Genomic DNA, 26,748 nt, shown 5'->3' with positions numbered 1-26,748 from the left:
ATGGTATATACCAAAACCGCGGTCAGCCGGTGTCGGGGCGCTACGAGCGCACCTCCTCGTGAGAGCCGTTCATCCGGGCAGATTGCGCTGACGCTTGACTTCCCGGCGAAAGCCTCACTAGCATCCCTTACTACAAGATATATTCTGCAATTATGGATTAATCTTGCAAAGAGGGGTATCGCCAATGAGCGAGACAGATGAAGGCAAAAGGCTTCTGCTGAAGGGTGGACTGGTCGGCGGCCTCGCACTGGCCGCAGCGGCGAGCACGGCGCGGGAGGCGGCGGCGCAATCCGCTCCGAACAGCCTGCTGCGCACGGTGCTGGATCGCGGCAAGCTGATCGTCGGCACGGGCTCCACCAACGCGCCCTGGCATTTCGAGGACGAGAAGGGCCAGCTCGTCGGCATGGACATCACCATGGGCCGCATCCTGGCCAAGGGGCTGTTCGACGATGCCAGCAAGGTCGAGTTCGTGCGGCAGGATGCGGCCCAGCGCATCCCCAACATCAATACCGGCAAGGTCGATATCGTCATCCAGTTCATGACCATGTCCCCGGCGCGGGCGCAGCTCATCGCCTTCTCGCGCCCCTACTATGTCGAGGGCATCGCCCTGCTGACCCGACCGGACAGCGACAAGAAGAGCTTCGATGCGCTGCTCAAGGCCGGCTCCTCCGCCCGCGTCTCGATCCTGCAGAATGTCGATGCCGAGGCCTCGGTCAAGAAGGTGCTGCCGCAGGCGACGGTGATGCAGATCGACAGCCAGGCCAACGTCATCCTGGCGCTCGACTCGAAGCGTGTCGACGCTGCCGCCGTCGACCTCTCCACCGTCGGTTGGCTCGCCAAGCGCCATCCCGACAAATATGCCGATGCCGGCAAGTCCTGGAATACGATGCTCTACGGCGCCGGCATGAAGCAGGGCGACCCCGACTGGGTGCGCTTCGTCAACACCACCTTCGACATCGCGATTTTCGGCCACCAGAACGAGCTCTACGACGCGGCGGCGAAGGATTATTTCGGCGCCGAGCCGCCGCAGCGCCAGCCCGGCCTGCCGCGCTTCTGATCGTCCCACGCTTCGCACAAGGAAGGGCGCGCACCTCGCGCCCTTCTTCCCCGACGCCCGTTAGAGTATCGGGCTTCAGCCCGATACTCTAACTCTTTGATCCTGCATCGGCTTTGCCGAAAACCGCGTTCCACTTTTCGGGCCGATGCTCAAGTCCTCGGGACCATGGCGAACTACCATTTCAACTTCGCGATCGTCTGGCGCTATGCCGGCAAGCTGTTCGAGGGGCTCCTGCTCAGCCTCGAACTCGCGGCGGCAAGCATCGCGATCGGCATGGCGATCGGGCTCGTGCTCGCGCTGATCAGCCTCGACGGCCCGAAATGGGCGCGCCCGCTGATCGCGGCCTATGTCGAGTTCGTCCGCAACGTGCCGCTGCTGCTGCTGGTCTATCTGGTCTTCTACGGCATCCCCAGCGCCATCGACCTGCAATATGACGCCGTCACCTCCTTCGTCGCGACGCTCTCGATCTATTCCGGCGCCTATCTGGTCGAGGTGATGCGCGCGGGGCTGGAGGCCGTGCCGCGCGGGTTGATCGAGGCCGGCAAGGCGATCGGGCTCACCCCGATGAAGGTGCTCTGGCATGTGCGCCTGCCGACCGCGATGCGCATCGCCTTGCCCTCGCTCTCCAACACCTATGTCTCGCTGTTCAAGGACACCTCGATCGCCTCGGCCATCGCCGTGCCCGAGCTCGCCTATGGCATGCGCTGGATCGAGACGCAGACCTTCCGCACCGTCGAGGTCTATCTCCTGGCGACTCCGATCTACCTGATCACCAGCTACGCCATCCTGCTGCTGCTGCGCCTCGCCGAGCGGCGCTATTCGATCGCTCGGTGACGGCATGGCGACGCTGATCCAGACTCTGCCCTTCCTCGTCGACGGCCTGCTGACGACCCTGCTGGTCTCGGCCTGTGTGATCGTGCTGTCGCTGATCGTCGGTTTGCCGCTCGGCTGCGTGCTCGCCTTCGGGCCGCTCTGGGCGCGCGTGCCGATCCGGCTCTATGCCGATTTCGTGCGCGGCGTGCCGATCCTCGTCCTGCTCTATTTCGTCTATTATGGCCTGCCGGCGATCAAGGTGAACCTGCCGAGCCTGCTCGCCGCGATCGTGGCGCTGACAGCGTTCAAGTCGGCGCAGATCATCGAGATCACGCGCGGTTCCTTCCAGTCGATCCCGGCCGGCCAGACCGAGGCCGCCAAGGCGATCGGGCTCACGCTGTTCGACCGCTTCGTGCATGTGCTGGCGCCGCAGGCCGTGCGCCGTTTCCTGCCGCCCTTCGTCAACAGCGTCGTCGACACCGTGAAGGGCTCCTCGCTGGTCTCGCTGCTCGGGATCGTCGACCTGATGCTGTCGCTGCAGCAGGTGATCGGGCGCACCCATGTGGCGCTGCCGCTCTATCTCATCGGCGCGCTGATGTATTTCGCCATCAACTTCCCGCTCTCGGCGCTCAGCCGCCGGCTCGAGAAGCGCTTCGTCTGAAAGGAGGCATCCATGGCCGAAACGGATGCCCGTGCTTCCGCCGGGACACCGGTGATCGCGATCGAGGGCCTGACCAAGTCCTTCGGCGCCAATCAGGTGCTGAAGGGCGTCGACCTCCGCGTCGGCAAGGGCGAGGTCGTCGCGATCATCGGCCCCTCCGGCAGCGGCAAGACCACGCTGCTGCGCTGCATCAACTTCCTCGAAGAATATGACGGCGGCTCGATCCGGATCGACGGGACCGAGGTCGGCTATCGCGACGGCTCGGGCGCCCGCAAGCGCCGCAGCGACCGGGAGCTGGCCGCGATCCGCGTCGATGCCGCCATGGTGTTCCAGCAGTTCAACCTGTTCCCGCATCTCACCGCCGCTGAGAACATCATGCTCGGCCTGATGAAGTCGCGCGGGCGGCCCAAGGCCGAGGCACGCGCCATCGCCGAGAAATGGCTCGCCCGCGTCGGGCTCGCCGCCAAGGTCGATGCCCTGCCCTCGCAGATGTCGGGCGGCCAGCAGCAGCGCGTCGGCATCGCCCGGGCCGTGGCGATGGAGCCGAAGGTACTGCTGCTCGACGAGATCACCTCCGCGCTCGATCCCGAACTGGTCGGCGAGGTGCTGGCCGTGGTGCAGGAACTCGCCGCCGAGGGGCGCACCATGATCCTCGTCACCCACGAAATGGCCTTCGCGCAGGAGGTGGCGGACCGCGTCGTCTTCACCGACCAAGGCCGGATCGTGATCGATGCCCCGCCCGCGCAGGTCTTCGGCGAGCAGCCGCATGAACGGCTGCGCTCCTTCCTGTCGCGCTTCGTCGGCTTCCGCCCCAATCCGGCGTGAGGAAACCATGAACGCAGTGCTTTCGACCTTTCCCGACACGACGCCCTACCGGCGGCTGGCTGAACTCGGCCTGACGCTGCCCGAATTGCCGAAGCCGATCGGCAATTTCGCCACCCATGTCCAGGAAGGCGGCCTGATCTATCTCTCCGGCCAGGGGCCGACGCATGAGGACGGCCGGCTTCATACCGGCAAGGTCGGCCGCGATGTCAGCGTCGCCGAGGCCTATGACCATGCCCGGCTGACCGGCCTCAACCTGCTCGCCGTGCTGCACGAGGCGCTGGGCGATCTCGGCCGGGTGCGCCGGGTCGTCAAGCTGCTCGGCATGGTCAATGCCGAGCCGGATTTCAGCGACCACCCGGCCGTCATCAACGGCTGCTCCGACCTCTTCGTCGCCGTGTTCGGCGAGGCCGGAAAACATGCCCGCTCGGCGGTCGGCTTCGGCTCGCTGCCCAGACAGATCACCGTCGAGATCGAGGCGATCGTCGCCATCTCATGACCGGGGCGAACGCCCCGCCGCCCGCCTTCCAGGAGAATGCCATGTCTGCCCCCGATATCCGCCCTTCCCTCGGCTTGCGCCCGGTCATCAACGTCTCGGGGACGATGACCGCGCTCGGCGCCTCGATCGTGGTGCCTGAAGCGGTCGCGGCGATGACGGCGATCCTGCCGCAATTCGTCGAGATCGACGATCTCCAGCGCAAGGCCAGCGCCGTGATCGCGCGGCTCTGCGGCAGCGAGGCCGGCTTCGTCACCGCCTCCTGCTCGGCCGGGATCACGCTCGCGATCGCGGGCGCCATGACGGGCGACGATCTCTATGCCGTCGAGCAATTGCCGGACGCCAGCGGCCTCAAGGATGAGGTCGTGGTGATGATGGGGCATATGGTCGGGTATGGCGCGCCTGTCGACCAGGCGATCCGGCTCGCGGGGGCAACGCCGATCGTCGTCGGGCAGGCCACCAGCGCCCGCGCCTATCAGCTCGCGGGGGCGATTTCCGAGCACACTGCGGCAGCCCTCTATGTCGTCTCGCACCATACGGTGCAGTACGGCCTGCTCCCGCTCGATGAGTTCGCAGCGATCTGCCACGAGCGCGGCGTGCCGGTTATCGTCGATGCGGCCTCCGAATACGACCTGCGCGGCTTCCTCGCTGCCGGCGCCGACATCGTGCTCTATTCCTCGCACAAGTTCCTGGGTGGACCGACCGGCGGCATCGTCGCCGGCCGCAAGGCCCTCGTCCGGGCCGCCTTCATCCAGAATGGCGGCATCGGCCGCGGCATGAAGATCGGCAAGGAAAGCGTGCTCGGCACGATGGCGGCGCTGGAGGCGTGGGAGAAGCGCGACCATGCCGGCATCAGGGCGCGCGAGCAGCGTGCGCTCGACCTCTGGCTCGCCCGCTTCAGCGACCGCCCCGGCGTGACGGCTGTGATCGAGCCCGACCCGACGAACAACCCACTCGACCGGATGAAGTTCTCGGTCGATCCCGAGCAGGCGCATATCACCGCCTGGGACCTGGCCGACGCGCTGGCGCGTGGCACGCCGCCCGTGATCGTCAGGGACCACGAGGTCGAGCACGGCCATTTCTACCTTGACCCCTGCAACCTGCACCCGGACCAGGAGGAGATCGTCGCCGAGCGCATCGTCGCCGAGCTGGAGACGGCGCGGCGCAGCAACACGATCATCGCGTCTCCGCTGATCGAACGCCGCAACCGGCGTGCCGCCTCGCTGGCGAAATGGCCGGATTGAGGACCGGTGCGCGTTGACAATCGCCGCGCGCCGATATTCTGTTATTGAGCATAATACTACATAATAAAGGAATGTGAGGGACCATGAAACGCCTGCTCGGATGCCTCCTCGCCTGCAGCCTGCTCACCGCCCCGTCCCTCGCTCCCGCTCAGGAGGCGGGCGGGATCGCGACCGTCGCGACCGTCGGCGAACCGCCGACCCTGGATCCGATGATCTCGACCGCGGACCTCGTCGGGACGATCTCCCAGCATATCTTCGAGACGCTCTACACCTTCGACAAGAGCTGGAAGGTGACCCCGCTGCTCGCCGACGCGCTGCCCACGGTCAGCGCCGACGGCAAGAAGTACACGATCGCGCTGCGACCGGGCGTGAAGTTCCATGACGGCTCGGACCTCACCGCCGAGGATGCGGTCGCCTCGCTGAAGCGCTGGATGAAGCTCGCCTCGCGCGGCAAGCAGGCGGCGGGCTTCATCGAGAGCGTCGAGGCGGCGGGTCCGGCCTCGGTCGTCATCACGCTGAAGGAGCCTTACGCGCCGCTGCTCTCGCTGCTCGCCTTCAACAACTCCGCGGCGATCATCATCCCCGCGAAGAAGCAGGACGAGCCGATGAAGGAGTTCATCGGCACCGGCCCCTACATGCTGAAGGAGCGCAAGGCCGACCAGTATATCCAGCTCGCCCGCTTCGCCGGCTACAAGCCGCGTGATGGAGCCGGCGACGGCTATGGCGGGGCACGGCGCCCGTTGCTCGACGAGGTCCGCTTCGTGCCGGTGCCGGATGCCAATACCCGCGTCGAGTCGGCCGTCTCCGGCCAGTATTCCTATGTCGATGCGATTCCCGTGGAATCCTTCGACCGGCTGAAGGGCGCGGCCTCGCAGCCCGTCGTGCTGAAGCCCTTCGGCTATCCCGTCTTCGTCATGAACACTGCCGAGGGCGCGGCCAAGAACCTCGCCGTGCGCAAGGCGATCCGCACGGCGCTCAATATGGAGGACATGCTGGCGGCGGCGTTCGGAACCAAGGAGTTCTACGCGCTCGACGGCAATATCTATCCGCCCGGCTATGTCTGGAACACGGATGCCGGCGTGGCCGGGAACTACAATGTCGGCGACGCCGACAAGGCGAAGGCCGCGGCCAAGGCCGCCGGCTACAAGGGCGAGCCGATCCGCATCCTGACCAGCCGCCAGTACGAGTTCCACTACAAGATGGCGCAGGTTGCCGCCGAATACCTGAAGCTCGCTGGCTTTACCGTCGATCTGCAGGTGGTCGACTGGGCGACGCTGACTCAGCGGCGCACCGACAAGGCGCTCTGGGAGATCTACATCACCCATAGCCCCTTCCTGCCGGAACCGGCGCTGATCGGCTCGCTCTCGACCAGCTCGCCCGGCTGGTGGGACACCCCGGCCCGCAAGGCCGCCGTCGACGCCTTCACCTCGGAGGCCGACCCGGCCAAGCGCGCCGCGCTCTGGGCCAACGTTCAGAAGACGATCTATGACGAGGTGCCCTTCATCAAGATCGGCGACTTCAACGCCCTCTCCGCGAAATCCGCCAAGCTCGACGGCGTCGTCCCGGCGCCCTGGCCGTATTTCTGGAACGTCACCCTCAAGAAGTGATCCCCCTCGCCGTCCGGCCGCGTGATCGCTGCCGGACGGCGAGCAACGAGAGGTCGCGCCATGGTCGGCTACATCCTTCAACGTATCTCCGGCATGATCGCGGTCATGCTGCTCGTCGTCACGATCGTCTTCGTGATCGTGCGCGTCACGCCGGGCGATCCCGCCGCGGTGATGCTCGGCCCCGACGCCACGGCGCAGGACGTCGCCGACCTGCGCACACGGCTCGGGCTCGATCGCTCGATCCTGTCGCAATACGTGATCTATGTCGGGCAGTTGCTGCGCGGCGATCTCGGCCAGTCGATCTTCCTGAACATGCCGGTGACCTCGGCGCTGATGGAGCGGGCGGAGCCGACCTTCTTCCTGACACTGCTCTCGCTGGCGATCGCGAGCACCATCGCCCTGCCAGTCGGCATCTACGCCGCCTATCGGCGCGGCTCCTTCCTCGACCAGGCGGCGACGACGCTCGCCATGCTCGGCGCCAGCATCCCCGGCTTCTGGCTGGGGCTGATCCTGATGCAGGTCTTCGCGGTGCGTCTCGGCATCCTGCCGGTCTCCGGCTATGGCGGCCCCGATACCAGCCTGCTCGAGCGCATCAAGCACCTGATCCTGCCGGCGGTCGCACTCGGGCTTGTCTCCTCGGCACTGATCATGCGCTTCACCCGCGCCTCGATGCTCGACGTGCTCGGCGACGACTATATCCGCACCGCCCGCGCCAAGGGGCTGGGCGAGCAGAAGGTCGTCCTCACCCATGCCCTGAAGAACGCGCTGATCCCGATCCTGACCGTGCTCGGCCTCACCGCCGCCGTGCTGATCTCGGGCGCGGTCGTCACCGAGACCGTGTTCGGCCTGCCGGGCGTCGGCAATCTCGTGGTCTCCGCCGTGCTCAGGCGCGACTATCCCGTCATCCAGGGCGCGCTGCTCGTCATTGCCGGTCTCTACGTCCTGATCAATTTCGCGATCGACATGCTCTACCTGCTGGTCGATCCGAGGGTGCGCTACTGATGACCGATCTCGCTCCCGACGCACCGGCACCCAACCGCGGCCGGACCTTCCTCCGCCATCTGCTGAAGCGCCGCATGGTGGCGTTCGGCCTCGCGATCCTGATCGTCTTCGTGCTGCTGGCGGCCCTTGCGCCGCTGCTCGCGCCCTATGCGCCGGGCCGGCTCTCGATCGTCAACCGGCTGAAGCCGCCTTCAGGCATCTACTGGTTCGGCACAGACGAGTTCGGCCGGGATATCTTCTCGCGCATGCTCTATGCGGGCCGGCTGTCGCTTTCGGTCGGCGCGGCCGTCGTCGTGCTGTCCTCGCTGATCGGCGTGACGCTCGGGCTGCTCGCCGGCTTCTTCAAGCGGCTGGACACGCCGATCGCGCGCCTGATCGACGCGATGATGGCCTTCCCCGACATCCTGCTCGCGATCGCGCTGGTCGCGGCGCTCGGCCCCTCGCTGATGACGGTGATCATCGCACTCTCGATCGTCTATGCGCCCAGGCTCGCGCGCATCGTGCGGGCCGCGACGCTGGTGATCCGCGAATTGCCCTATGTCGAGGCGGCCCGGGCCTTCGGCAATCCGACCCTGCGGATCATGTTCCGGCATGTCCTGCCCAATATCGTCTCGCCGATCACGGTGCAGGCCACCTTCATCTTCGCCAGCGCCATGCTGGCGGAAGCGGGCCTTTCCTTCCTCGGACTCGGCGTCAGCCCGGATATCCCGACCTGGGGCACGATGATCTCGTCCGGCCGGCAATATATCGGACAGGCCGACTGGATGACCTATTTCCCCGGCCTTGCCATCGTGCTCGCCGTTCTCTCCCTGCAGATGGTGGGCGACGGCCTGCGCGACCTGCTCGATCCGCGCCTGCGGAAGGATCTCTGACATGACGACCGCCACGCGGCAGCCGCTTCTGATCGCCAATGTGAAGCCGGTCGCCTTCGGACCGGCGATCCCAACAACAGCTACCGACATCCTGGTCGGCGGTGACGGCAAGATCGCGGCGATCGGTGCAGGGCTGGCGGCGCCGGCCAATGCGGAGCGGATCGACGGCAAGGGCGCCTTCGTCTCGCCGGGCTGGGTCGATCTTCACGTCCATGTCTGGCATGGCGGCACCGACATCTCGCTCCGGCCGAGCGATTGCGGGGCCGAGCGCGGCGTCACCACCATGGTCGATGCAGGCTCGGCCGGCGAAGCGAATTTCCACGGCTTCCGCGAATATGTCATCGAGCCGGCGCGCGAGCGGATCAAGGCCTTCCTCAATCTCGGCTCGATCGGGCTCGTCGCCTGCAACCGCGTGCCGGAGCTCCGCGACATCAAGGATATCGACCTCGACCGCATCATCGAATGCTATGCCGAGAACAGCGAGCATATCGTCGGCCTCAAGGTGCGCGCGAGCCATGTCATCACCGGCTCCTGGGGGGTAACGCCGGTCAAGCTCGGCAAGAAGATCGCCAAGATCCTGAAGCTGCCGATGATGGTCCATGTCGGCGAGCCGCCGGCCCTCTATGACGAGGTGCTGGAGATTCTCGGACCGGGCGACGTCGTCACCCATTGCTTCAACGGCAAGGCGGGTTCGAGCATCCTGGAGGACGAGGACCTGTTCAAGCTGGCCGAGCGCTGCGCGGCCGAGGGCGTGCGGCTCGATATCGGCCATGGCGGCGCCTCCTTCTCCTTCAAGGTGGCGGAGGCCGCGATCCAGCGTGGATTGATGCCGTTCTCGATCTCGACCGACCTGCATAATCGCTGCATGAACTTCCCGGTCTGGGACCTCGCGACGACGATGTCGAAGCTGCTCTCAGTCGGCATGCCCTTCGACGCCATCATCCAGGCGGTGACCCATGCCCCTGCCTCGGTGATCAAGCTCGACATGACGGACCGGCTGACCGTGGGCCAGCGCGCCGATTTCACGATCTTCGACATCGTCGACAGCGATCTGGAAGCGACCGATTCCAATGGCGACGTCTCGCAGCTGACGCGGCTGTTCGAGCCGCGCCATGCCGTGATCGGCACTGATGCGATCACGGCCAGCCGCTATGTGCCGCGTCCGCGCCGGCTCGTCCGGCACAGCCATGGCCTGTCCTGGCGTTGACTTGGCGAGCGAGAGGGATGAAAGCGCAGGTATGAGCAAGGCCCCGACGACGCAGGACAGCGAAAGCGCACCGGAAGCAACCGGGCAGCGGCGCTCGCGCGTCAGCGGCATCGATCGCGCCGTGCAGATCCTCGACCATCTCCAGCAGGAAGGGCGGGCGCTGACCGCCTATGAGATCGCCCGTGCCATCGGCGCGCCGCTCTCGACCGTCTATGCCATCGTCGAGGATCTGCTCGACAAGAGCCTGCTGGCCCGCGCCGGCGACGGCGGCGTCTGGCTGGGACCGAGGCTCTACCATTACGGCCTCGCCTATGCGCGCGATCTCCAGGTCATCAATGTCGCGACGCATGAGATGCATGTGCTCTCGCGCGAGGTCGGCGAGACCGTGCAGATCTGCGGCCGCGACGGCGGCATGATGGTGGTCGAGGCCATGGCCGAAGGGCCCGGCCATTTCGTCATCACCTCGCGCGTCGGAACGCGCGTGCCGTTGAACTGGACGGCCTCGGGCCGGCTGCTGGTGGCCGGGCTCGACGAGGCGGAGCGGGCTGCCCTCTTCCGCAAGAGCGCCAAGGCCTCGCCGACGGGCCGCGCCGTCACCGACCCCTCCACCCTGCTCGCCCAGTCGCGCGACGCCCTGACCGCGGGCGTATCGATCCAGGCCGGAGAGTCGGATTACGCCGTCGCCTGCATCGCGGCGCCGGTACTGGACGAGGCCGGCACCTGCCCGATCACGGTCTCGATCGTGCTGCCCGAGTTCCGGGTGAACGAGGAGCACGCGAATTTCGTCGAGGCGGTGAAGGCCGCGGCCCGGCGGATCGAGGAAAAGCTCGGCTGGCGCATGGGCTCCTTCGCCGCCGGGCGCAAGTTCGGCTGAAGCGCGCCTTTAGGCCCTAGACCTGGATCAGGCGCTGGACCTGGGCGCCGTCGAGCTCATTCATCGGGCCGGATAGCACGACCTCGCCGCGATCCATCACGAACATCGTGTCGGCGAGATCGCGGGCGAAGTCGTAATATTGCTCGACCAGCACGATCGCCATGCCGCCCTTCTGGCGCAGATAGTCGATGGCGCGGCCGATATCCTTGATGATCGAAGGCTGGATGCCCTCGGTCGGCTCGTCCAGCACCAGCAGCCTGGGTCGGGTGACCAGCGCCCGCGCAATCGCGAGTTGCTGCTGCTGGCCACCCGAGAGGTCTCCGCCGCGCCGGCCCAGCATGGTCTTCAGCACGGGGAACAGGTCGAAGAGTTCATCCGGGACGAAGCGCTCGCGGCGCTTCAGCGGCGCGAAGCCGGTCTCCAGATTCTCCTTCACCGTCAGCAGCGGGAAGATCTCCCGCCCCTGCGGCACATAGGCGATGCCGGCCCGCGCGCGATCCTCGCTGCGCAGGGCCGAGATGTCCTCTCCGTCGAGGCGGATATGGCCCCCGGAAATCGGCTGATGGCCGACGATGGCGCGCATCAGCGAGGTCTTGCCGACGCCGTTGCGGCCCATCACGCACGTGACCTTTCCGGTCTCGGCGGCGACGGAGACGCGACGCAGCGCCTGGGCGGCGCCGTAATGCAGGTTGATGGCGTTGACATCGAGCATGCGGTCACCGCCCCAGATAGACTTCGACGACGCGCTCATTGGCGCTGACATGATCGAGCGGACCTTCCGCCAGTACCGAGCCCTCGTGCAGCACCGTGACCTTCACGCCGAGCTCGCGGATGAAGCCCATGTCGTGCTCGACGACGATGACAGAATGATCCCGCGCGATCTCCTTGAGCAGCACGGCCGTCTGCGCGGTCTCGCCATCGGTCATGCCGGCGGCCGGCTCGTCGATGAGCAGGAGCTTGGGGTCCTGGGCCAGCAGCATGCCGATCTCCAGCCACTGCTTCTGGCCATGCGAGAGCGAGCCCGCCAGCCGCTCGCGACGATCGGCGAGGCGGATGATGCCGAGGATCTCGTCGATGCGCTTCTGCTGCGGAGCCTCCGTCTTCCAGAACAGCGTCTTGCCGACCGTGCGCTTCGATTTCAGCGCGAGCAGGATATTGTCCTCGATGGTGTGGAAGTCGAAGACGGTCGGCTTCTGGAACTTGCGGCCGATGCCGAGATTGGCGATGGCGGCCTCGTCGAGCTTCGTCAGATCGACGCTGCCGCCGAACATCACGGTGCCGACATCGGGCTTCGTCTTGCCAGTGATGATGTCCATCATCGTGGTCTTGCCGGCGCCGTTTGGACCGATGATCGCGCGCATCTCGCCGGGCTCGATGGTCAGCGACAGGCCGCGGATGGCCTTGAAGCCGTCGAAAGAGACGCTGACGCCGTCGAGATAGAGCAGCGAGGAGGTGAGAGCGCCGGGCACCGGAGCGTTCATGACCGCTACTCCGCCGGGGCCGGCTCGGCGGCCGGGGTTCCATCCGGCTTGCGGCGGCGCGCCCAGAGCGCCTCGGCCGTGCCGAGAATGCCCTTGGGCAGGAAGAGCGTGACGACCACGAAGAGGCCGCCGAGCGCGAAGAGCCAGTAGGGCGCCATGAAGCCGGAGGTGAACATCGTCTTGGCCCAGTTGACCACGACCGCGCCCAAGGCCGCGCCGACCAACGTGCCGCGCCCGCCGACCGCGACCCAGATCACGGTCTCGATCGAGTTGGCCGGGGCGAATTCGCTGGGGTTGATGATGCCGACCTGCGGCACGTAGAGCGCGCCCGCGACGCCCGCCATGCAGGCCGAGACGGTGAAGACGAAGAGCTTGAAGCGATCGACGCGGTAGCCAAGGAAGCGCGTGCGGGACTCGGCGTCGCGGATCGCGATCACGACCTTGCCGAGCTTCGAGACGACAATGCCGCGCGCGATCAGGAAGCCGGCCGCCAGCATGACGCAGGTCATGGAAAACAGAGCGGCGCGAGTCGCTTGCGCCTGGATGTTGAAGCCAAGGATGTCTTTGAAATCGGTCAGGCCATTGTTACCGCCGAACCCCATGTCGTTGCGGAAGAAGGCGAGCAGAAGCGCATAGGTCAGCGCCTGGGTGATGATCGAGAGATAGACGCCGGTGACGCGCGAGCGGAAGGCGAACCAGCCGAAGATGAAGGCGAGCAGGCCCGGCACCGCCAGCACCATCAGCATAGCAAAGGGGAAGGAGGAGAAGCCCCACCAGTACCAGGGCAATTCCTGCCAGTTCAGGAAGACCATGAAATCCGGCAGGATCGGGTTGCCGTAGACGCCGCGTGAGCCGATCTGGCGCATCAGGTAGAGGCCCATGGCGTAGCCGCCGAGCGCGAAGAAGGCGCCATGGCCCAGGCTGAGGATGCCGCAATAGCCCCAGACGAGATCGAGCGAGACGGCCAGCAGCGCGTAGCAGAGGTACTTGCCCCAGAGCGACATGGTCGAGGTCGGGACATGGAAGGGCGAGGATACCGGCAGCAGCAGGTTCGAGAGCGGCACCAGAACGGCCAGGCCCAGCAGGATCGCGAGGAAAATGCCGCCACGCTTATCCATGTTCTGGAGGAGGAAGCGGGTGATCATGCTTCCACCGCCCGACCCTTGAGCGCGAACAGGCCGCGCGGCCGCTTCTGGATGAAGAGGATGATGCAGACGAGCAGCGCGATCTTGCCGAGCACGGCGCCCGCATAGGGCTCGAGCAGCTTGTTGGCGACGCCGAGCGTCATCGCGCCGACCAGCGTGCCCCACAGATTGCCGACGCCGCCGAAGACCACGACCATGAACGAGTCGATGATGTAGCTCTGGCCGAGATTGGGGCTGACATTGTCGATCTGCGAGAGCGCAACGCCGGCCAAACCCGCGACGCCCGAGCCGAGCCCGAAGGTCAGCGCATCGATACGGCCGGTGCGGATGCCCATGGCGGAGGCCATGCGCCGGTTCTGGGTGACCGCGCGCATCTGCAGGCCCATCGGCGTGAGCTTGAGGATGGCGAGCAGTGCGCCGAAGACCAGAGCCGCAAAGACGATGATCCAGAGTCGGTTATAGGTGATTGCTAAACCACCGAGTTCAAAGGCGCCCGACATGAAGGACGGTGCGCCGACCTCGCGATTGGTAGGGCCGAAGGCGGTGCGGACCGCCTGCTGCAGGATCAGGCTGATGCCCCAGGTCGCGAGCAGCGTCTCCAGTGGGCGGCCATAGAGGAAGCGGATGACGCCGCGCTCGATGGCAATGCCGACCGCGCCGGCAACGATGAAGGCGGCCGGCAGCGCGATAGCGAGCGACCAGTCGAAGAGCCAGGGCGCATTCGTGCGGATCAACTCCTGCACGACGAAGGTCGTATAGGCGCCGAGCATGACCATCTCGCCATGGGCCATGTTGATGACGCCCATGACGCCGAAGGTGATGGCGAGGCCGATGGCAGCGAGCAGCAGGACCGAACCGAGCGAGAGCCCGTACCAGAGGTTCTGCGCGGCGGCCCAGAGCTTCAGCCGGCCTTCGATGGCAGTGATCGCCTTGGCCTGCGCGTCCTTGAGAGCCGGCGTCGCGTCGCCCGGCAGAGCGCGCAGCGTCGCCAGCGCGTCCTGATCGCCACGCTCGCGCAGAACCTCGATCGCCGCGAATCGGTCCAGCGGCTGTACGTCGGGCTTGGCGATGAGGATCGCGGCCTGGGCCTGGCGCAGGGCCGCGAGCGCGCGCGGGTTGGTTTCCTTGCCGATGGCCGCCTCGACGATCGGCAGCAGGCCGGCATCGCGTGACTTGAATACCGCTTCGGCCGCGGCGGCGCGCTTCGCCGGATCTGGATTGAGCAGACCGAGGCCACCGAGCGCGGCCTGCACCGCGCGGCGCACGGCATTGTTGAGACGGACGGGCTTCACGTCGGCGGGAGAGGCTGCGAGCGCGGCGCCCGTTTTCGCATCGACGAAGCTACCGGAGACCGTCTTCACGGCGACGCCACCAGGCCCGGCGAGCAGGCGCCCGTCGCTCAGGGCCTCGACGACCAGCGCCGCATTGGGGTGAGCCGTCGAAACGAGAATCTCGATCGCGCGGGCGGTGTCGGAATAGCTGTCGGCGGCCAGCCGCGTGAAGGCTTCGTCGGTGGTCTGCGCGAAGGACGCGACCGAGGCCGCGACCAGCGCGACGATGATGACGAGCGCATGCTTCAGGCGGTGGAAGATCGGCATCGATCCGGTTCGCATGTCCGCTGGTGATTGCCTGGAAAAACCGTGCCGCCGGGCGGCGAATGAAGGGCGGCCGGGATTTTTCCCGTGCCGCCCTTCCCCCTCATGATCTCAGACGCCGCCGCACTTACCGGTCTTGACGTTGAAATTGCCGCATTTCTTCTCGACCCAGTCGCCGACGAGGTCCTTCGAACCGTCGAGCTCCTTCGACCAGGCATCGCCGGGGACGAGGCCGGAGGTCTTCCAGACCACGTCGAATTGGCCGTCATCCTTGATCTCGCCGATGAAGACCGGCTTGGTGATGTGGTGGTTCGGGAGCATCTTGGAGATGCCGCCGGTGAGGTTCGGCGCCTCGATGCCGGGCAGCGCGTCGATGACCTTGTCGGGATCGACAGTCCCCGCCTTCTGAACCGCCTTCACCCACATGGCGAAGCCGACGACATGGGCTTCCATCGGGTCGTTGGTGACGCGCTTCGGGTTCTTGGTGAAGGCCTGCCACTGCTTGATGAAAGCGTCGTTCTCCGGGGTCTTGATCGACTGGAAGTAGTTCCAGGCGGCGAGGTGGCCGAGCAGCGGCTTGGTGTCGATGCCGGCCAGCTCCTCCTCGCCGACCGAGAAGGCGACGACCGGGATGTCGGTCGCCTTGATGCCCTGGTTGCCGAGTTCCTTGTAGAACGGCACGTTGGCATCGCCGTTGATGGTCGAGACCACGGCGGTCTTCTTGCCGGCCGAGCCGAACTTCTTGATGTCGGAGACGATGGTCTGCCAATCGGAATGGCCGAAGGGCGTGTAGTTGATCATGATGTCTTCGGGCTTCACGCCCTTGGACTTGAGATAGGCTTCGAGGATCTTGTTGGTCGTGCGCGGATAGACATAGTCCGTGCCGGCCAGCACCCAGCGCTCGACCTTCTCCTCCTTGGCGAGATAGTCGACGGCAGGGATCGCCTGCTGGTTCGGCGCGGCGCCGGTGTAGAAGACGTTGCGTTCGCTCTCCTCGCCCTCGTACTGGACGGGGTAGAACAGGATGTTGTTGAGTTCCTTGAAGACCGGCAGCACCGACTTGCGGGAGACGGAGGTCCAGCAGCCGAAGGTGGCCGCGACCTTGTCCTTGGTGATGAGCTCGCGCGCCTTCTCGGCGAAGAGCGGCCAATTCGAGGCGGGATCGACGACGACGGCCTCCAGCTTCTTGCCGAGGAGACCGCCCTTCTTGTTCTGCTCCTCGATGAGCATGAGCATGACGTCCTTCAGCGTCGTCTCGGAGATAGCCATCGTGCCCGAGAGCGAGTGAAGGATGCCGACCTTGATGGTCTCCTGCTGCGCCGCCGCCGGCAGGTAGGACGATCCGAGGAAAGCGGCACCCGCCAGAGCGGTGCCGAGAAATTCGCGACGGTTGCTGTTCACGGCCATCTCCCGAAGGAATGTTGTTGACGGCGCCCCCTCGACGCCGACGGGCCGTGCGGCCCATGAACAATCCAACGCAAGCGATGTGCCAACAGCCGAAAGACCGGTTTTCCCCAAGGAAACCTCCGATTCCACGCGGTTCTCTGGTCAGTCCCCGATCTTGACGGAATGATGCGCAAGCCCCTCGCAACCTATCCGATCATGGCTATTTTCTGAGCAAACCATTTCCAATCCGGAATAATGTCGCATTTTTAGGCAAAATCGGAATTTGGGCCACCTGCCGTCTGGGCTCGCCAGGATTTGAGGCCGCCGCGTCGACTTGCGCACACGCGACATGCGTCATGCTTGCCTGCAGGGAGGAGGATGCGAACAAACACAGTTTCCCCGGCGCAATGCACCAGGGAAACCGCCGGCCCGACCGGCGAAGGGCGATCCCGCCGGTCGATGCTGAAGCTGTCAGGTCTCGCGGAAGGCCCGAGCCATGCTGTCCTTCAACGGCTGCATCAGATACTCGAAGAAGGTGCGCTCGGTCGTCTTGATATAGACATCCGCCGGCATTCCCGGCGTCGGCTGGAAATCGTGAATGCCAGCGACGCTCTCAGGGTCGAGCCTGGCCCGGACGACATAGAGATCCGGCACGGAGGGGTAGGCGCGCTGCTTCTCGTCGGGCAGCGCGTCCGCCGAGATATAGATCACCTTGCCGGTGACCATGGGCGTGATGCGCTGGTTGAGCGCGGTCAGGCGCACGCTGGCGAGCTGGCTGTGCTTGATCTTGTCGATGTCCTGCGGCCGCACGCGCGCCTCGATGATGAGCTCGTCCTGCAGCGAGACGATTTCCATGATGTTCTTGCCGGCTTCGATGACGCCGCCTGAAGTGTGATAGCGCAGCTTGACCACCGTGCCCTTGACCGGGGCGGTGATGTTCGAGCGGTCGAGCACGCCCTTCACGGTGTGGATGCGCTCACGCACGTCGTTGAGATCGGCGCTGATCTCCTGGAGCTGGTCGGAGGCGATTTTCTGGGCGTTCTTGCGCACGCCGTCGATCTGCTCGACCGAACGGGCGATCCGCTCGCGGGAATCGCCGATATCGCCGGTGATGCGACCCGCCTCGCCGGTCAGGTTGGCGGCAAGGCGCTGGAGCGAGAGCACTTCCGGCTTGCGGATATAGCCGCGCTGCAGCAGGGCCTGCTTGCCCTCCAGCTCCTCCTTCAGCAATTGCGACTGCCGCTCGACGCCGGCGAGCTGCACCTTGCTGCCGGAGACCTTCTCCTCCAGGGCGTCGATACTCTTCTGATGGGCGGCGATCTCGCTGGCCATGTTGCTCCGCCGGGCGCGGAAGGCGGTTTGCTGGGCTGCGAACAACGCGGCGATATCGGGGTCGCTACGCCTGTCGAACAGATGCGACGGCCCGGTGAACTCATCCAGACCGACAACTTCGGCCCTGAGCCGGCTCTCGATCATCTCGAGGCGGTAGAGCTTGAGCTCGTGGCGCCGTAACTCGGCGCGGGCCGAGGTGTCGTCCAGCTTGACCAGCGGCTGGCCGGGCACGACGACGTCGCCCTCGCGGACGAGGATTTCACGGATCACACCGCCTTCCAGATGCTGGATCGTCTTGTTCTGGCCGGTGGTGACGAAGACGCCGGTGGCGATGACCGCGCCTGCGATCGGCGCGGTGTTGCCCCAGACGCCGAAGCCCATCACGGTCACGGCCACGATGACGGCGCCGCCGATCGTCGCAGATCGCGTGCTGCGCGGCACATCGGCATACCAGGGTTGCGACATCGGCTGAACGCTCATGTGTCCACTCCCTGAGTTCAAGCTATTGCGGTCGCGGCGCGCCGCCGTCGATGCTGCGCTGGCCGACGATCATCGGCAGGATCTCGTCGCGGGCGCCGATGGCCTGCACCGCGCCGTCCTTGATCATCATGATCTTGTCGACGCTGCGCAGCAGGGCCGGCCGCTGCGTCACGGCAATTACGGTCATGCCGCGATCCTTCGCGCGCGCGAAGGCACGGGCGAGAGCCGCTTCGCCGAGCACGTCGAGATTGGAATTCGGCTCGTCGAGCACGACCAGCCGGGGATTGCCGTAGAAGGCCCGCGCGAGGCCCAGCCGCTGCTTCTGCCCACCGGAGAGCGGCGCGCCGTCGATGCCGATCTGCGTCTCGTAGCCATGGGTGAACTGGGCGATCATCTCATGGATATCGGCGATCTCGGCCGCCTCGAAGACATCGGCATCGGAGGCGTCGTCGCGCATACGGGCGATATTGGCCTTGATCGAGGCTGGGAAGAGCTGCACGTCCTGCGGGAGATAGCCGACGTTCTCGCCGAACTGGCGCGGATCCCAGTTGCGCTGCTCCATCCGGTCAAGCCGCACGGTGCCGGCGGTCGGCGAGATCGAGCCGACGAGCATGCGGGCAAGCGTCGACTTCCCGCAGCCGGAGGCACCGACGATGGCGAGCGAGTCGCCAGGCTCGAGGCTGAAGCTGATGCCGTTCAGGATGACCTTCTTGTTGGGCGGCGGCACATAAAGGATGCGCTCGACATCGAGGCGGCCCTTCGGGCTCGGCAGCTTCAGCCGGTCGAGATTGAGCGGGGAAGCCTGCAGCAGCGCCTTGACGCGCTGGAAGGCGGCGCGCGCATGGATGAAGCTGCGCCAGCCCTCGATCGTGCCTTCCATCGGCGCCAGGGCGCGGCCGGCGACGACCGAGGAGGCGATGACCATGCCGCCGGTCAGGTGACCTTCGAGCGAAAGCATCGCACCCCAGCCGAGCATCGCGACCTGCGTGCCCAGGCGGAAGAATTTGGAGACGCCGGTCATGAGGATGTTGCGATCCTGCGCGCTGACTTGTGCCTTCAGGGATTCCGCCGTCTCGCGCCCCCACATCAGCACGCCTTCGGGGATCATGCCCATGGCATTGATCACCTGCGCGTTGCGGGACATGGCCTCCGATTGGAGGTTCGCGCGCGTGGTGAAGGCGCTCGATCGGGCGAAGGGCACGGCCGTGATCTGCTGGTTGAAATAGGCGATGACGAAGAGAATGACCGCAGCGACGGTGACGATGTAGCCGAGATGCGGGTGGATCAGGAAGACCGCCAGCAGGTAGATCGGCGCCGTCGGCGCATCGAGCATCGTCAGGATCACCGGGCCGGTGAGGAAGCTGCGGATCTGCTGGAGATCGGCCAGCGTCTGGAACTCGCGATTGGAACCGCTCTGAGCCGCCTTGGCGGCGGCGGCGAGCACCGGACCGCCAAGCCGGCTTTCGACATCCACCGCCACACGCATCAGCATGAAGCGGCGCACCATGTCGAGCAGGACATGGGCGCCGATCGCGACCATGACGATGAGCGACAGCATGATGAGCGTATCGAGGCTGCGGCTGGTCAGCACGCGATCCGACATCTGGAAAAGATAGATCGGCACGGCGAGCACCAGCGTGTTCACCACGACGGAAAAGACCGCCACGATCACCAGGTTGTGCCGGGCGCCCGAGAGCCCCTGACCCAGGACCTGCTTGAAATCCCGATCGCCCAGGCGCTGCTCGATCGGCGCACCGCGCCCCGAACCGCCGCCACCACCGCCGCCGTTACCGCCGCCGCCATTGCCCTTGCCGCCGCGATCGCCGTCCTCGGCCATCTTCGGCGCATCGTTGTCCGGCTTCGGCCGCAGCAGGACGGGTTCGACGGCCGGTTGGCCGTCGCCACGCGCGTCGGCGCGCGGGCTGTCGGCTTTCGGCGGCTCCGCAGCTTCGACTGGGGAGAGAGCGACGCGGCTATTGCTGTTGGCCGTGCTGTCCGGCCTGATGCCTGCCAATCCGATCGCCGGCGGCAGGCCGAGCACATGAACCGGAGCCGGGCCGGCCTGAAGCGGTTTGGCCGGCGGTGTTGCCTCGCTCTTGTCGCTCATGCCCCGTCCCCGTCCTCTTGCTGCGCCTCAAACCATGATGCTCGACGTCAGATGGTCCTGCTGGTGATCCACGGTCTGCGCGGGCGGACAGTCGGGCTCCGACTCCTGCGCCGCATGTTCGGCGAAGGCGATGAGCTCCGGCACCAGCGTGCTCGTGTCGTGGATCGTCACGGTGTCGCTGTCGGTGACGATGTTGACCTGGATCAGCACGGCCTCCTCATAGGCCTCGCCGCCAAGATAGTTTGAGGTCGAGAGCAGGCCGCCATCGACGATGTAGGCCTCGTTGAGCGCGCTGTTCGCGCCCGCTGCCACGCCCTGCTCGGTGCCCGCATTGGCGCTGGCCTGAATGCTCTGGTCGCCATCGACCAGGACGTTCACCTGCGTGATGACGTTGATGTCGTAGTAATCGCCGGGAACGTAGAGGATCTTGAGGGTACCGGAGGCGCTGCCATAGAGCTGCCAGTCGGCATTGGGGATGAGGATCGTCGTACCGTCGGCAAGAAGCCCGATCAGATCGTGATGGACGTCGAGCATTGGCTTGAAGGCCGGGGCGTCGTAGCCCTCGATCGTCGCCTGGTTGATCAGGCTGTTGAAGCCTGTGGTGACGGTCGTCTCGCTGTCCTCTCCGCCGGTGCCGTAGAGCGTGGCGTAGTCGGGATCGAGCACGATGTTATACTGGTAGATCCAATCCGCGCGGTGATAGTTGCCGCCGATGATGATGATATCGTAGCTGTCGACCCCGAAAATCTTGGTCAGATTGACTTGCAGGTTCTCGCCGGTGCCGAGGTCGAAATAGGTCCCGGACTCTGCCTGAACCGTCCGGTCATTGTCGTCGAGCCCGTTGAACTGGACGATCGACTTCACGTCGTAGAAATCACCCGGCATGACATCGACCACCCAATGCGGAGTCGCCGACGCGCCGCGAACGCTGATCGTCGATTCATGCGTGATGAACTCGGCGATGTTGTGGGCCTCGTTCCCGGCCGTCTTCACGATCGGCGCGAGGTCGCCGGCGACAGCGATATCGACATGGTCGTTGTCGACCAGGATGTTCACCTGAACGATGCCGCGGGAATAGAAATAGTCGCCGCCGACCATCATCGAGCCGACGGCCTCATTGGCGTCGAAGATCACCGCGGCGTTGATCTGGGTATTGAGGCCGACCTCGGCCAGTGTCGCGACGCCCCCGGTCGGGCTAGCGAGATCCAACGTCACTTCCACGGAGGTTTCGACCGGCTTGCCAGCTCCTTCCTCATCTTCGGAGGGCCGCCAGGGCGCGAAATCCGCCGATGTCGGAGCGTAAGGATCCGGCGCGCCCGCGACGCCGTCGACGATACGCCCTTCCGGCGCAGCCGTCGTCGGCCGGCCGTCGGAATAGGGGCTGCCGGTTTCGGCCCAGGCCGCATCGCGATCCGCAATCATCGCGACGGCGCTCTCGGTCCCGAACTGGAGGGCCGTCGCCATCTCGGGAATGCCTTCAGGCGCCACCTCGTTCGCCTGTTCGAGCAGTGCCGCCAGATGACCGCCGAACTCGAGCTCCACGGGAACGACGGGCGTCCCGTCGGCATTGAGGATGTCGTCCGAGGTGATGAGATCGCGGTCGTTCTGGGTATTGATCTGCCTGATCTGGATCAGGTTCTCCAGACCGCCGTCCCGGTATTCGACCGTAATGACGCGGGGGCCAGTCTGCATGGCGAAGCCATGATCAACACCCTGGAATGGAATGGGCTTCAGCGGCGAGAGGAATGACGGCAAGGGCCGCCCCAGCCCGCTCAAACTTGCGGGCGACAGGTCGTATTCAGGGCTATCCGACGCACGCGGCGCGAGGGGCTCCTGGATCGATATCGGAACCGAGACGAGCTCGTCGAAGGCAAGGCCGCGGAGCGGCTCGAACGGGAGGTCACGGTATTCCGGGGGGATCGGGGCCTGCGGATCGCCCTCGTAGAGGACGGACGCGCGCGCCACCGAATCGGCGAGATGCAGATAGCCGATGAAGTGCCAGATGGTCTCAGTGAAGCCGCCGGCATGCATGGCACAATCCTCCACTGCGTCCGGCTCGCACCGGGCGGGAAGAGTCCACGCGCATCTCGCGCATGATGGGAGAGCAATCCAGAGCGAAAACCGCGCGGGGAAAGCCCGCGCGGTCCTCTGGTCTGGTCAGGTCTTACAGGGAGTCGAGAGCGTCCCCGCTGCCCACCGTCATCTCGACAGAGTTGAACTGGATGTTCGCACCCTGGACGATCGACTGGGTGAAGGCTTCCTGGTTGACGGAGGCCGCAGCCGAAGCGGCGCCGGAGCCGCCGAAGTCGCCGTCGTCGCCGCTGAGGGAGCCGATATAGGCACTGGCCGTGCCGCCCGCCGCGCTGGCGCTCATGGTGAAGTCGCCGACCGAGTTGGCATCGCTACCGCACGGATCCCAGCAGCAGGCATCGGCCAGGCCGCCGGCGTTGTAGCTCACGTTCGGGTTCGACAGCGTGTCATTGTCGGTCAGGTTGTTGACCTGGTCGAGATTGAACGCGTTGCCGGTCGAGACCGACTGATAGACGACATCCGGCATGATGATCGAGTTGTTGATGCCGGAGATGGAATCGATATCGATCGAGTCGGGATCGATCGGGCCGGCCGGTGTCGGGGGCTCATACGACTCGGCATCGACATTGACCTTCACATTCACGTCGACGCAGGTGTTGACGTGATTGTTGATGTCGTTGGTGACCTCATTGTAGTTGACGTTGCCGTTGGCATTGAGGTTGCCGTTGCCGTTCAGATTGCCGTTGCCGTTGAGATTACCGTTGGCATTCCAGACGTCGGTCTCGACGGCCTGCCCGGCATACTGATACTGGCCCTGACCCTGGCCTTGTCCCTGACCCTGACCCTGACCTTGTCCCTGCAACTGAGCCTGAAGCTCGGCCTGGCCCTGAAGCTGGCCCTGAGCCTGGGACTGATCGTCATTCTTCGGGGGCTTGGGGTTATGATGCGGCTGACCCATGATACGCTCCTGTTGTTCAGGAGACATCGCTGCTTTTCGGTCCCGCGCCTCTCTTCTGCGCTGCGCGTCCCGTTACAAACGATGTCGATTGAATGAAAACGCCATGATTTTCGGGCTTTGGCCTCGCCAGTTCAGCGAAGCGTCCTCCCAATTCCGGGCCTGAAGCCCGCGTGCACGCGTTGCTAAATCATCGGCCTGCCTCCTGAGTGACGGTTGCGGAATATTCATTCCGATCGAGGCGCTATGCGTTATTGTTATTCTGAACATCCTCTTCGGAATAAATAGCAAACTCATAGAACTCATGGCATATACATGAGTTAACTTTCATTAATGTTTGAAAATTCCAAACACAAACCCTTCGCGACCAAGATTGATCGCGTATAAAACATCATAACAAATTCGCGATTTCAGAGCTTAACCTCGGCCGCCTTCGGTGATTTTTATTCCCTCGAAGGCAATCCGTTGCTATAAAGAGCCATGACGCACCCCAAGCGTCAACGTGCTGAATAATTACCCTGCGTTAACCGATTGTTGACTTTTGGCGACCCAAGGATTGTCCCACTCCGCACCGGAGGCTGGCCATGCCGTCTGCCGTCCGCCTGCACGACGAACGATCCGCCTTTCTCTCGCTTGAGGCGCTGGTCTGGCGGGATGGGCCGGTTTGCCCCCATTGCCAGGAAAGATCACGGATCGGCCGGCTCAGCGGGCTGAGCAGCTCGGTCGGCACCTGGAAGTGCTACGCTTGCCGCAAGCCCTTCACGGTGAGGCACGGCACGATCTTCCAGAACAGCCACGTCCCGCTGCATGTCTGGCTGCAGGGTCTCTACCTGCTCATGTCGAGCCGCCAGCGCCTGAGTTCGCAGAAGCTGGGGCAGATTCTCGGCATATCCGTCAGGACGGCCTGGCACCTGAAAGGCAAGATCACGGCGGGGATGGCGGCAAGCGAGGACTATGCGGAGCCCCTTTCCCGCGAAGCCCGCCCGCCCATCGAAATCCGGGCGCCGCTTCCGGAGGCCACATCGCCGCCCCAACCCGGACAAGCGGTCTATCGGGCACGATACGAGCGCTTCCTCGGCGCTCTCGACAATCTGGCATCACCCTGCAGCGACGGCGCATTCCTCGACGCACTGCATCGCCTGCTGTCGCGTCCCTCTGGTGCGTTGCCTCAAAGCCATGAGAGCCCCGGCGAGCAACAGCTCCAGCTGAGCCTGTTCGACGAGCCGGAACAACCACTGGAACGCTGCCGGCAGAACGATGCCCGGCTCTAGCCTATCCGTTAGGAAGCCGCGCGCTGCCGCGCCTACTGCCTCAGCCCCTCGCCAATCTCTTCCCTTTCACAGAAGAGCTCTAGAGCCTGCCGTGCGACCGCACGAGCAGGTGCCCGACATGCTCGTCCCAGATCAGGATCAATGTCGCGTCAACCGCTTCGGTAGCGTCCGGTTCGCCAACGCCCGACATCGCTTCCAGAAAAGCGGCTGCGCCGACCACGCCGGCAGCGAAGGCAGGGTCGCCACGGCTGCTCCACAGGCAGATCTCTTCCCCGATCAGTTCCGGGCCGATGCCCGTCACAGCATTGAGAACATCCGACTGCACCGCCGCGAGCGTGTGGTCGCGCATCGGGCCGCAGGCGCGCTGCGCGAGCAGCGTGACAAGCGTCGCAAGGAAGCCGATGATCTGCGGATGAAGCCAGTCGCCCGCCTGCAAGCCGTCGCTGTCGCTCGCGCCCCTGTGCAGGAACGGTTCAAGCGTGGCGTGAGCCAGTCGCCTTGCCCTGCGCATCTTGACCAGCTCGAACATGGCGGCCCCGCCCGATCCGAAATCTTGCCGTAAAATGGGGGAGCTTATGCGCAGGCCCGCAAAGGGATCCTCGGTCCTGCCACCCCGCCCGGATTTCGACGCGCTGACCATCGTCTCGGCGCGGCGCTCCTCCGAACGCAGGCTAGCCTTCATGAACCTGGTAGGCGACCTGAATCTTGCGTGGTCGAACGACGAGAGCCTGTTCATCTACCTGCTGATGCTGCTGCTCGGCACGGACGAGCGCGCTGCCGCCATCGTCTTCGCCACGCTGAACACGACACGCGCCCGCCTCGACCTCGTGCAGCGCCTCGCCAAGATCGCACCGCTCGACAAGGCGCTGCGCAACGAGATCAACGACATCGTCGAGCGGTTCTCTGCCGCGACGCGGCTGCGCAACGATCTGAGTCACGCCACCTTCGTCATCGATGCCGATGGCGACATCACCCATACGCAGCACATGAAGGTGGAGGAGAGCCGCGGGAATCTACGCTTCGGCATCCGCAAGGCCGTCGATGACGCCCGGCTGGAGGAGATCGCACACACGATCCAGGATCTTCACGCACTCAACCGCCGGATCTGGGACGTGATGCCGCTTCTGGACGCCGCCATGGCCCCGCCGGACAAGTAGCCGCCGCTTCCGGCAGCTTCGCTAGCGAAGCGCCGCCTCGACCTCGGCGGCCGTCGGGAGATCGGCTCCTCGCCGCGTCACCGTGATCGCCGCAGCGGCCGTGGCATAGGCGAGCAGCCCCGCGAGCGCCTCCCGGTCGAGGGCCGCGATCGCAGCCGGATCGAGCCGGCCGGTTTTGGCGAGGCGCGCGAGCAGCGCGGCATGGAAGGTATCGCCCGCGCCCACGGTGTCCTGCACGGCGGCCTGATGACCGGGCACAGCGACCTGACCGGCTGCGGAATAGGCCGTGGCGCCCTGCCCGCCTTGCGTAACCACGACAAGCTGCGCGCCCAGGTCGAGCCAATAGGCGGCGGCCTGGGCGATCGTGAGCTGCCCGTCCCAGGCGATCCGGATATCCTCGTCGCTGGCCTTGATCAGCGTCGCCGCGCGATAGAAGCGCTCGGCGGCGCCATGCCAGCGCGCCATATCGCCGATCACCGTGGGGCGCAGATTGGGATCGACGCTGATGACGCGCCGGCCGCGTTCTCGCTCGGCCAGCGCCGCGAAGGTGGAGCCGACCGGCTCCACCGCCATGGTGTAGGAGCCGAAGGTCAGGGCCCGGACCGCATCGGGCAGTGCCGGCGGCAGATCGGCAGGAACGAGCGCGCGATCGGCCGCGCCTTCGCCGTGGAAGGAGTAGCTGGGATGGCCGTCCTTGCCGGTCGCCACCACCGAGATCGTGGAGAGCCGATCCGTCCGGACGAGATAGCGGCTATCGACCCCTTCGTGCGCCAGCAGGTCGGCGAGCATGCTGCCGAAGCCGTCCCGCGAGACGCCCCCGAGGAAAGCCGATTCGACGCCGAGGCGTGCCAGCCCGATCGCGACATTGAAGGGCGAGCCCCCGGCCACGATCCGTGCCGACCTCTCGCTGCCCTCACCGGCACCGGCGAACAGATCGACCAGCGCCTCACCACAGACCAGAATCATGCCCATCGGCCTTCGCTCATCGTCATCACGCGCCTATTCAACAGCAGGCCGTAACGGCGGGGAAGCGCGGCTGTTCACACGGCGCCGGTCGCGGACTAGAAAGAGCTGGTGACGTCCTGTCCGCAGAACCTCGCCGATCCAAGCCTTGTTCACCGCAAGGGCGCGAGGCTGTGCCTGCCCGCATTTC

Annotated in this window: 24 protein-coding genes; 13 read left to right on the top strand and 11 right to left on the bottom strand. The window is 65.5% G+C overall.

The window, feature by feature from the left end; all coding sequences use genetic code 11:
- Positions 1 to 184 precede the first annotated feature (184 nt).
- The 11 genes from AC07NY_RS18565 (at position 185) to AC07NY_RS18515 (ending at position 10,655) form a co-directional block, all read left to right on the top strand.
- A complete protein-coding gene (locus tag AC07NY_RS18565) occupies positions 185 to 1,057 on the top strand; it encodes a transporter substrate-binding domain-containing protein (RefSeq protein WP_494585059.1) in 873 nt (290 codons plus the stop codon).
- Between the two features lie 165 nt (positions 1,058 to 1,222).
- Positions 1,223 to 1,891: an amino acid ABC transporter permease gene (locus AC07NY_RS18560; protein WP_293806435.1), complete on the top strand. Its 669-nt coding sequence runs from the start codon at positions 1,223 to 1,225 to the stop codon at positions 1,889 to 1,891.
- Between the two features lie 4 nt (positions 1,892 to 1,895).
- Positions 1,896 to 2,531 (top strand): amino acid ABC transporter permease, encoded by a 636-nt coding sequence (locus AC07NY_RS18555; protein ID WP_494585058.1) that lies wholly within the window; start codon positions 1,896 to 1,898, stop codon positions 2,529 to 2,531.
- 12 nt (positions 2,532 to 2,543) lie between these two features.
- Positions 2,544 to 3,356 carry an amino acid ABC transporter ATP-binding protein gene (locus AC07NY_RS18550; protein WP_494585057.1) on the top strand — a complete coding sequence of 271 codons (813 nt, stop codon included), beginning with the start codon at positions 2,544 to 2,546 and terminating at the stop codon, positions 3,354 to 3,356.
- A 7-nt stretch (positions 3,357 to 3,363) separates the two neighbouring features.
- Positions 3,364 to 3,852, top strand: coding sequence for a RidA family protein (locus AC07NY_RS18545; RefSeq protein WP_257731863.1), 489 nt, complete (start codon positions 3,364 to 3,366; stop codon positions 3,850 to 3,852).
- 41 nt (positions 3,853 to 3,893) lie between these two features.
- Positions 3,894 to 5,093 carry an aminotransferase class V-fold PLP-dependent enzyme gene (locus AC07NY_RS18540; protein ID WP_494585055.1) on the top strand — a complete coding sequence of 400 codons (1,200 nt, stop codon included), beginning with the start codon at positions 3,894 to 3,896 and terminating at the stop codon, positions 5,091 to 5,093.
- An 83-nt stretch (positions 5,094 to 5,176) separates the two neighbouring features.
- Positions 5,177 to 6,700: an ABC transporter substrate-binding protein gene (locus tag AC07NY_RS18535; RefSeq protein ID WP_494585054.1), complete on the top strand. Its 1,524-nt coding sequence runs from the start codon at positions 5,177 to 5,179 to the stop codon at positions 6,698 to 6,700.
- A gap of 60 nt (positions 6,701 to 6,760) precedes the next feature.
- A complete protein-coding gene (locus AC07NY_RS18530; protein WP_494585053.1) occupies positions 6,761 to 7,702 on the top strand; it encodes an ABC transporter permease in 942 nt (313 codons plus the stop codon).
- The gene (locus AC07NY_RS18525) at positions 7,702 to 8,574 is read left to right on the top strand and encodes an ABC transporter permease (RefSeq protein ID WP_492283497.1); all 873 of its coding nucleotides are present in this window, start codon (positions 7,702 to 7,704) and stop codon (positions 8,572 to 8,574) included. The genes AC07NY_RS18530 and AC07NY_RS18525 overlap by 1 nt, the downstream gene beginning before the upstream one ends.
- Before the next feature lies 1 nt (position 8,575).
- Positions 8,576 to 9,781: an amidohydrolase/deacetylase family metallohydrolase gene (locus tag AC07NY_RS18520; RefSeq protein WP_494585052.1), complete on the top strand. Its 1,206-nt coding sequence runs from the start codon at positions 8,576 to 8,578 to the stop codon at positions 9,779 to 9,781.
- Positions 9,782 to 9,812: 31 nt separating this feature from the next.
- Entirely contained in the window at positions 9,813 to 10,655 is an 843-nt protein-coding gene (locus AC07NY_RS18515; protein WP_494585051.1) for an IclR family transcriptional regulator, read from the top strand.
- Between the two features lie 16 nt (positions 10,656 to 10,671).
- Here the strand turns inward: AC07NY_RS18515 and urtE are convergent, their stop codons facing one another.
- From urtE to AC07NY_RS18470, 9 genes are all read right to left on the bottom strand, one after another.
- On the bottom strand, positions 10,672 to 11,367 hold the full coding sequence (urtE, locus tag AC07NY_RS18510) for an urea ABC transporter ATP-binding subunit UrtE (RefSeq protein ID WP_492283500.1): 696 nt from the start codon (positions 11,365 to 11,367) through the stop codon (positions 10,672 to 10,674).
- 4 nt (positions 11,368 to 11,371) lie between these two features.
- On the bottom strand, positions 11,372 to 12,136 hold the full coding sequence (gene urtD, locus AC07NY_RS18505; protein ID WP_492283501.1) for an urea ABC transporter ATP-binding protein UrtD: 765 nt from the start codon (positions 12,134 to 12,136) through the stop codon (positions 11,372 to 11,374).
- Positions 12,137 to 12,141: 5 nt separating this feature from the next.
- Positions 12,142 to 13,281, bottom strand: coding sequence for an urea ABC transporter permease subunit UrtC (urtC, locus tag AC07NY_RS18500; protein ID WP_494585050.1), 1,140 nt, complete (start codon positions 13,279 to 13,281; stop codon positions 12,142 to 12,144).
- Positions 13,278 to 14,879 (bottom strand): urea ABC transporter permease subunit UrtB, encoded by a 1,602-nt coding sequence (gene urtB / locus AC07NY_RS18495; protein WP_494585049.1) that lies wholly within the window; start codon positions 14,877 to 14,879, stop codon positions 13,278 to 13,280. The genes urtC and urtB overlap by 4 nt, the downstream gene beginning before the upstream one ends.
- Before the next feature lie 108 nt (positions 14,880 to 14,987).
- Entirely contained in the window at positions 14,988 to 16,283 is a 1,296-nt protein-coding gene (urtA, locus tag AC07NY_RS18490; protein WP_492283504.1) for an urea ABC transporter substrate-binding protein, read from the bottom strand.
- A gap of 450 nt (positions 16,284 to 16,733) precedes the next feature.
- Positions 16,734 to 18,074 carry an HlyD family type I secretion periplasmic adaptor subunit gene (locus AC07NY_RS18485; RefSeq protein WP_494585048.1) on the bottom strand — a complete coding sequence of 447 codons (1,341 nt, stop codon included), beginning with the start codon at positions 18,072 to 18,074 and terminating at the stop codon, positions 16,734 to 16,736.
- 22 nt (positions 18,075 to 18,096) lie between these two features.
- The gene (locus tag AC07NY_RS18480; RefSeq protein WP_494585142.1) at positions 18,097 to 19,911 is read right to left on the bottom strand and encodes a type I secretion system permease/ATPase; all 1,815 of its coding nucleotides are present in this window, start codon (positions 19,909 to 19,911) and stop codon (positions 18,097 to 18,099) included.
- Between the two features lie 297 nt (positions 19,912 to 20,208).
- Complete coding sequence (locus AC07NY_RS18475; protein WP_494585047.1) at positions 20,209 to 22,212, bottom strand: hypothetical protein; 2,004 nt, start codon at positions 22,210 to 22,212, stop codon at positions 20,209 to 20,211.
- Positions 22,213 to 22,345: 133 nt separating this feature from the next.
- Positions 22,346 to 23,170, bottom strand: a complete 825-nt coding sequence (locus AC07NY_RS18470) for a hypothetical protein (RefSeq protein ID WP_494585046.1) — start codon at positions 23,168 to 23,170, stop codon at positions 22,346 to 22,348.
- Between the two features lie 581 nt (positions 23,171 to 23,751).
- Here AC07NY_RS18470 and AC07NY_RS18465 point away from each other — a divergent pair.
- Positions 23,752 to 24,438, top strand: coding sequence for a transposase (locus tag AC07NY_RS18465; protein WP_494585045.1), 687 nt, complete (start codon positions 23,752 to 23,754; stop codon positions 24,436 to 24,438).
- A 79-nt stretch (positions 24,439 to 24,517) separates the two neighbouring features.
- On the opposite strand, the gene AC07NY_RS18460 is transcribed toward AC07NY_RS18465, so the two are convergent.
- Positions 24,518 to 24,967, bottom strand: a complete 450-nt coding sequence (locus AC07NY_RS18460) for a hypothetical protein (protein ID WP_494585044.1) — start codon at positions 24,965 to 24,967, stop codon at positions 24,518 to 24,520.
- A gap of 46 nt (positions 24,968 to 25,013) precedes the next feature.
- On the opposite strand from AC07NY_RS18460, the gene AC07NY_RS18455 reads away from it, so the two are divergent.
- Positions 25,014 to 25,595, top strand: coding sequence for a hypothetical protein (locus AC07NY_RS18455; RefSeq protein ID WP_494585043.1), 582 nt, complete (start codon positions 25,014 to 25,016; stop codon positions 25,593 to 25,595).
- 21 nt (positions 25,596 to 25,616) lie between these two features.
- On the opposite strand, the gene AC07NY_RS18450 is transcribed toward AC07NY_RS18455, so the two are convergent.
- Positions 25,617 to 26,567 (bottom strand): carbohydrate kinase family protein, encoded by a 951-nt coding sequence (locus AC07NY_RS18450; RefSeq protein WP_494585042.1) that lies wholly within the window; start codon positions 26,565 to 26,567, stop codon positions 25,617 to 25,619.
- Between the last annotated feature and the right edge of the window lie 181 nt (positions 26,568 to 26,748).

The organism is Allobosea sp. GW821-FHT09G06 (genome assembly GCF_059416005.1).
Note: the sequence above shows the minus strand (reverse complement) of the source record. Positions and strands in the feature narration are given on the sequence as shown.